The organism is Arthrobacter sp. Dra40, assembly GCF_059091905.1.
The window spans coordinates 1-4,003 of sequence record NZ_JBNHHB010000334.1 but is presented as its reverse complement, the minus strand read 5'-3'; the positions used below and the strand labels follow the sequence as shown (position 1 = coordinate 4,003).

General features: G+C 66.5%; 6 protein-coding genes and 1 pseudogene. All 7 read right to left on the bottom strand.

Annotation, left to right across the window (positions count from 1 at the left end; all coding sequences use genetic code 11):
- Positions 1-19 precede the first annotated feature (19 nt).
- Positions 20-532: a PH domain-containing protein gene (locus tag AC5RWT_RS35185; RefSeq protein WP_494084269.1), complete on the bottom strand. Its 513-nt coding sequence runs from the start codon at positions 530-532 to the stop codon at positions 20-22.
- Positions 525-1,019 (bottom strand): DUF3180 domain-containing protein, encoded by a 495-nt coding sequence (locus AC5RWT_RS35180; RefSeq protein WP_494084268.1) that lies wholly within the window; start codon positions 1,017-1,019, stop codon positions 525-527. Before AC5RWT_RS35180 ends, AC5RWT_RS35185 begins: the two co-directional genes overlap by 8 nt.
- Before the next feature lie 22 nt (positions 1,020-1,041).
- Positions 1,042-1,551 carry a 2-amino-4-hydroxy-6-hydroxymethyldihydropteridine diphosphokinase gene (folK, locus tag AC5RWT_RS35175; protein ID WP_493969347.1) on the bottom strand — a complete coding sequence of 170 codons (510 nt, stop codon included), beginning with the start codon at positions 1,549-1,551 and terminating at the stop codon, positions 1,042-1,044.
- Complete coding sequence (gene folB, locus AC5RWT_RS35170) at positions 1,548-1,931, bottom strand: dihydroneopterin aldolase (RefSeq protein ID WP_494084267.1); 384 nt, start codon at positions 1,929-1,931, stop codon at positions 1,548-1,550. The genes folK and folB overlap by 4 nt, the downstream gene beginning before the upstream one ends.
- Before the next feature lie 7 nt (positions 1,932-1,938).
- Positions 1,939-2,844 carry a dihydropteroate synthase gene (folP, locus tag AC5RWT_RS35165; protein ID WP_494084266.1) on the bottom strand — a complete coding sequence of 302 codons (906 nt, stop codon included), beginning with the start codon at positions 2,842-2,844 and terminating at the stop codon, positions 1,939-1,941.
- Positions 2,845-2,869: 25 nt separating this feature from the next.
- A complete protein-coding gene (gene folE, locus AC5RWT_RS35160; RefSeq protein WP_493969344.1) occupies positions 2,870-3,478 on the bottom strand; it encodes a GTP cyclohydrolase I FolE in 609 nt (202 codons plus the stop codon).
- 10 nt (positions 3,479-3,488) lie between these two features.
- Positions 3,489-4,003, bottom strand: a pseudogene (locus tag AC5RWT_RS35155) (ATP-dependent zinc metalloprotease FtsH); the annotation flags it as partial.

The following is a 4,003-nucleotide window of genomic DNA, read 5'->3' as shown; positions in this document are numbered from 1 at the left end:
CCGGTGCTGCCGGGACTGGTCATAGCCCGGCCAGCCTTGCCTGACCGCGGTCGGAGAGCTGTTCGCGCAGCCGGGCTCCTTCTGCCGCCGGCACTCCCGGGATGGTGGCGTTGGTTTGCGGGCTCGCGGTATGCAGCTTCACCGAACACAGCCCGAAGGCCCGCTGCAGCGGACCCACTCCCACGTCCACGTACTGCATCCGGCCGTAAGGGACCACCATGACGCGCTGGAAAAACAGTCCGCGCCTGATCAGCAGGTCCTCGTCGCGTTCGGCGTAGCCGATGGCCCTGACCCTGCGCGGAATCAACAGGCCGGCCCAAACGCAGGCGGCGAGGGTGCCCAGGCTCAGCAGCCATGCGAGCCACGCCGGAAACCCCGGCCAGACGCCGGTCTGCCTCAGGATCAGCGGGACGGAGAGAACAGCCAGGGCGATGACCGTGAAGATCGCCCAGCCGATCAGTTCCACGGTGACATATTTGGGCGAGACCCGGATCCAGCTGATGCCAACCGGATCGATCGCTTCGCTAGGCATATTCCCCCTCGCCTTGGGCCTCGGTACCGTTGCCGGCCGCGTCGGTGTCCTCGGGCGGAAGCTTGCAGAAACGCTCCACCGCCAGCCCGACCGCCACCATGACCAGGCCACCGACCATCATAGCCAGCACGGACAGCAGCGCACCGGGGCCGGGCCGGTACAGCAGCAGCATGAGCTGGTCCACCAGGATGCCTGTGTGCCATCCGAAGATCAGCGAACCGGCGTAGGCGCAGGCCTGGGCCAGCACGAGTGTGCGCGCCGCCAGCACCGGGTTCAGTTCCTTGTCCCGTTTGCCGTTGCGCCACCGGCGCACCTTCAGGCCCAGCACCAGCGTGAACACCGCGATGGCCGCCATCGTGACCAGCGACGAGAGATGCAGGACAGGCACCGGCAGCCCATAGCGCCCGGCGACCAGGTTCCCCAGCCACCCCAACACCCCGGTAACGCCGGCGATGGTCGCCAACCAGCGGTACCTGATGGTTCTCACGAAGCCCCCACCCCGCCGGACACTACTGGCCGGCTTCGAACGGCTCGGCTTCGTAGGGTTCCACGCCGTCCAGGTCTTCGGCCGCTTTCGCCAGTTCCCCGACCGGAACGCCGTTGAGCGTGGCGTTCGAGTCCATCCACGCCCAGGGCGCCAGGACGAAAGCGCGTTCGTGCGCGCGCGGATGCGGAATGATCAGGTCCTCGTCATTGAGTGTCAGGTCGCCGTAGGTAATGATGTCCACATCCAGCGTCCGTGGACCCCAACGCACCTCGCGGGTGCGGTGGTGCTTGTTCTCCACGGCCTGGCAATGGGCCAACAGCTGGTGGGGATCCAGGTCGGTCTCCACTTCAAGCACCATGTTCAGGTAATCCGGCTGGTCCTCGGGGCCGCCCACCGGCTTGGTCTGCACGACCGCTGAGACTTCGCGCAGCCGCACATGGGGGCTGTCCACCAGGTCCGCGACGGCGTGGGAGAGGGTATCGCTGCGTTCGCCGAGGTTGCTGCCCAGCGCCAGGACTGCGCGCACGCTCATGGCTGCTCCCGGTAGATGTTAACGGTGACGTCGGAGAACTCCACCGCGATGGGTGCGTGCGGCTTGTGGACGGTGACCTCGACCGCTGGGACGGCGAACGTTCGCAGTGCGTGGTCGGCAATCCGTTCGGCCAGGGTTTCGATCAGCTGCAGCGCCTCGCCGGTGATGATCGCCTCCACCTGGTCGGCGAGCTCGGCGTAGTTCGCGGTCTTGGCGAGGTCGTCGCCGGCGGCCGCGGGCCGGATATCGGTGTGCAGGGCAACATCCACGATGAACGGCTGTCCTTCACGGCGCTCGTGCTCAAGCACGCCGTGGTAGCCCACGGCTTTGATCCCGGAGACCTTGATGATGTCCGACCGTGCCGGCTGTGCTGGCCTCATGTTCCGCCTACTTGGTCCAGGCGGCGGCGACCTTGACAGCGTCAAGGGAGGCGCCGGCGTCGTGCACGCGGACGCCCCACGCACCGTGTGCGGCGGCCAGCGCGGAGACCGCCAGCGTGGCCTCGTCGCGTTCCTTGGGCGCAGCGGCCTTGCCCGCGGTGGTCAGCAACGAACCGAGGAACCGCTTGCGGGACGCGCCGATTAGCAGCTTGTGTCCCAGCTGGGCGAACCGGGGGGTGGCGTGCAGCAGCTCCCAGTTGTGGTCCGCGTTCTTGGAGAACCCAAGTCCCGGGTCGAGGATGATCTGCTCGGGCGCCACGCCGGCAGCGACGAACTTATCGCGCAGCTCGGTCAGCTCCGAGAGGACCTCCTCCACCACGTTCTGGTACTCCGCCTTGGGGTCGGCATGCCGGGCGTCGCCGCGCCGGTGCATCAGGATGTAAGGGACCCCGCGCTCGGCCACCAGGGCCGGCATGTCCGGGTCGTAGGTCATGCCCGACACATCGTTGACAATTGCCGCCCCGACGTCCAGGGCCTTCGCCGCGGTGTCCACGTGCATGGTGTCCACGCTGACCAAGGCGCCGGCCTTCACAAGTGCCTCGATGACCGGAAGAATGCGCTTCTGCTCTTCCTCCGGAGTGATCGAATCGGCGTCCGGACGAGTGGATTCACCGCCGACGTCGATGATATCGGCGCCGCCGTAGAGCAGCTTCAGCCCGTAGGCGATCGCAGCTTCTTTGTTGGCGTGGTCGCCTCCGTCGCTAAACGAGTCAGGGGTGACGTTCAGGATGCCCATGACGACGGCGCGGTCGGCAGGCAGGTCCGAAAACTTCTTCGGGGTGCGTGCCTTGCGCAGCACCGGCAACGGTGAGGTGGCAGGTCCGGTTCCGGGGACTGCGGCGAGTGAATCCATCTATATCTACCGTCTCTTCTCTTCGCTAGCGCCCGAGGATCAGGCTCATGGCCTCGGCACGGGTGGCCTGCTCACGCAGCTGGCCACGCACGGCCGAGGTGACCGTCTTGGCCCCCGGCTTGCGGACGCCGCGCATGGACATGCACATGTGCTCGCATTCGATGACGACTATGGCGCCCTTGGGCTCCAGGTACTTGACCATCGCCTCGACGATCTGCGTGGTGAGGCGCTCCTGCACCTGCGGCCGGCGTGCGTAGATTTCCACCAAGCGGGCCAGCTTGCTCAACCCGGTCACTTTACCGTCATGCGACGGGATGTAGCCAATATGCGCGGTGCCATGGAACGGCACCAGATGGTGCTCGCAGGTCGAATAGAACGGAATGTCCTTGACCAGCACCATTTCTTCGTGGTCGATGTCGAACGTGGTGCCGAGGATGTCCGCCGGGTCCTGGTGCAGTCCGGCAAACACCTCGGCGTATGAACGCGCAACCCGCTGCGGGGTTTCCTGCAGGCCTTCGCGGTCCGGATCTTCGCCGACGGCGATCAGGATCTCGCGCACCGCTTTCTCGATCCTGGGCAGGTCGATGTGCGGGTCAAAGTCCAGTTCGGCAACGACATCATCGTATTCGGTCACGTAGGTGATCCTAGCTGCTGGCGCCCGGAACGCCGCTTCGGCCGTCATCGCCCGGCAGGTTTCCGCCGGCCGGGTTCGGGTCCACAATCACCGCCGCATGGCTTTCTTCCTGCTGCTCGCCATTGGCGGCGGCTTCCCGCTCCCGCCGCGACACCACCGGCGGGATGTCATGTACCGGCCGGGTCTCCTTGGACAACCACACGTCGCGGAAATCGCGGCGGCGCAGGTCATGGAAGATCTCGGCGATCTCCCGCTGGTTCAGCGTCTCGCGCTCCAGGAGTGCAAGGGCCAGCCGGTCCAGCACATCGCGGTTCTCGGTCAGGATCTCGTAGGCCTCGTCGTGGGCATCGTCGATGAGCCGGCGCACTTCTTCGTCCACGACGAAGGCGACGTGGTCCGAGTAGTTGCGTTCATGCGACATGTCGCGGCCCAGGAACGGCTCGCCGCCGCCCTGGCCCAGCTTCACCGCACCCACGCGCTCGCTCATGCCGTACTGGGTGACCATCTGGCGGGCCGTGCCGGTGG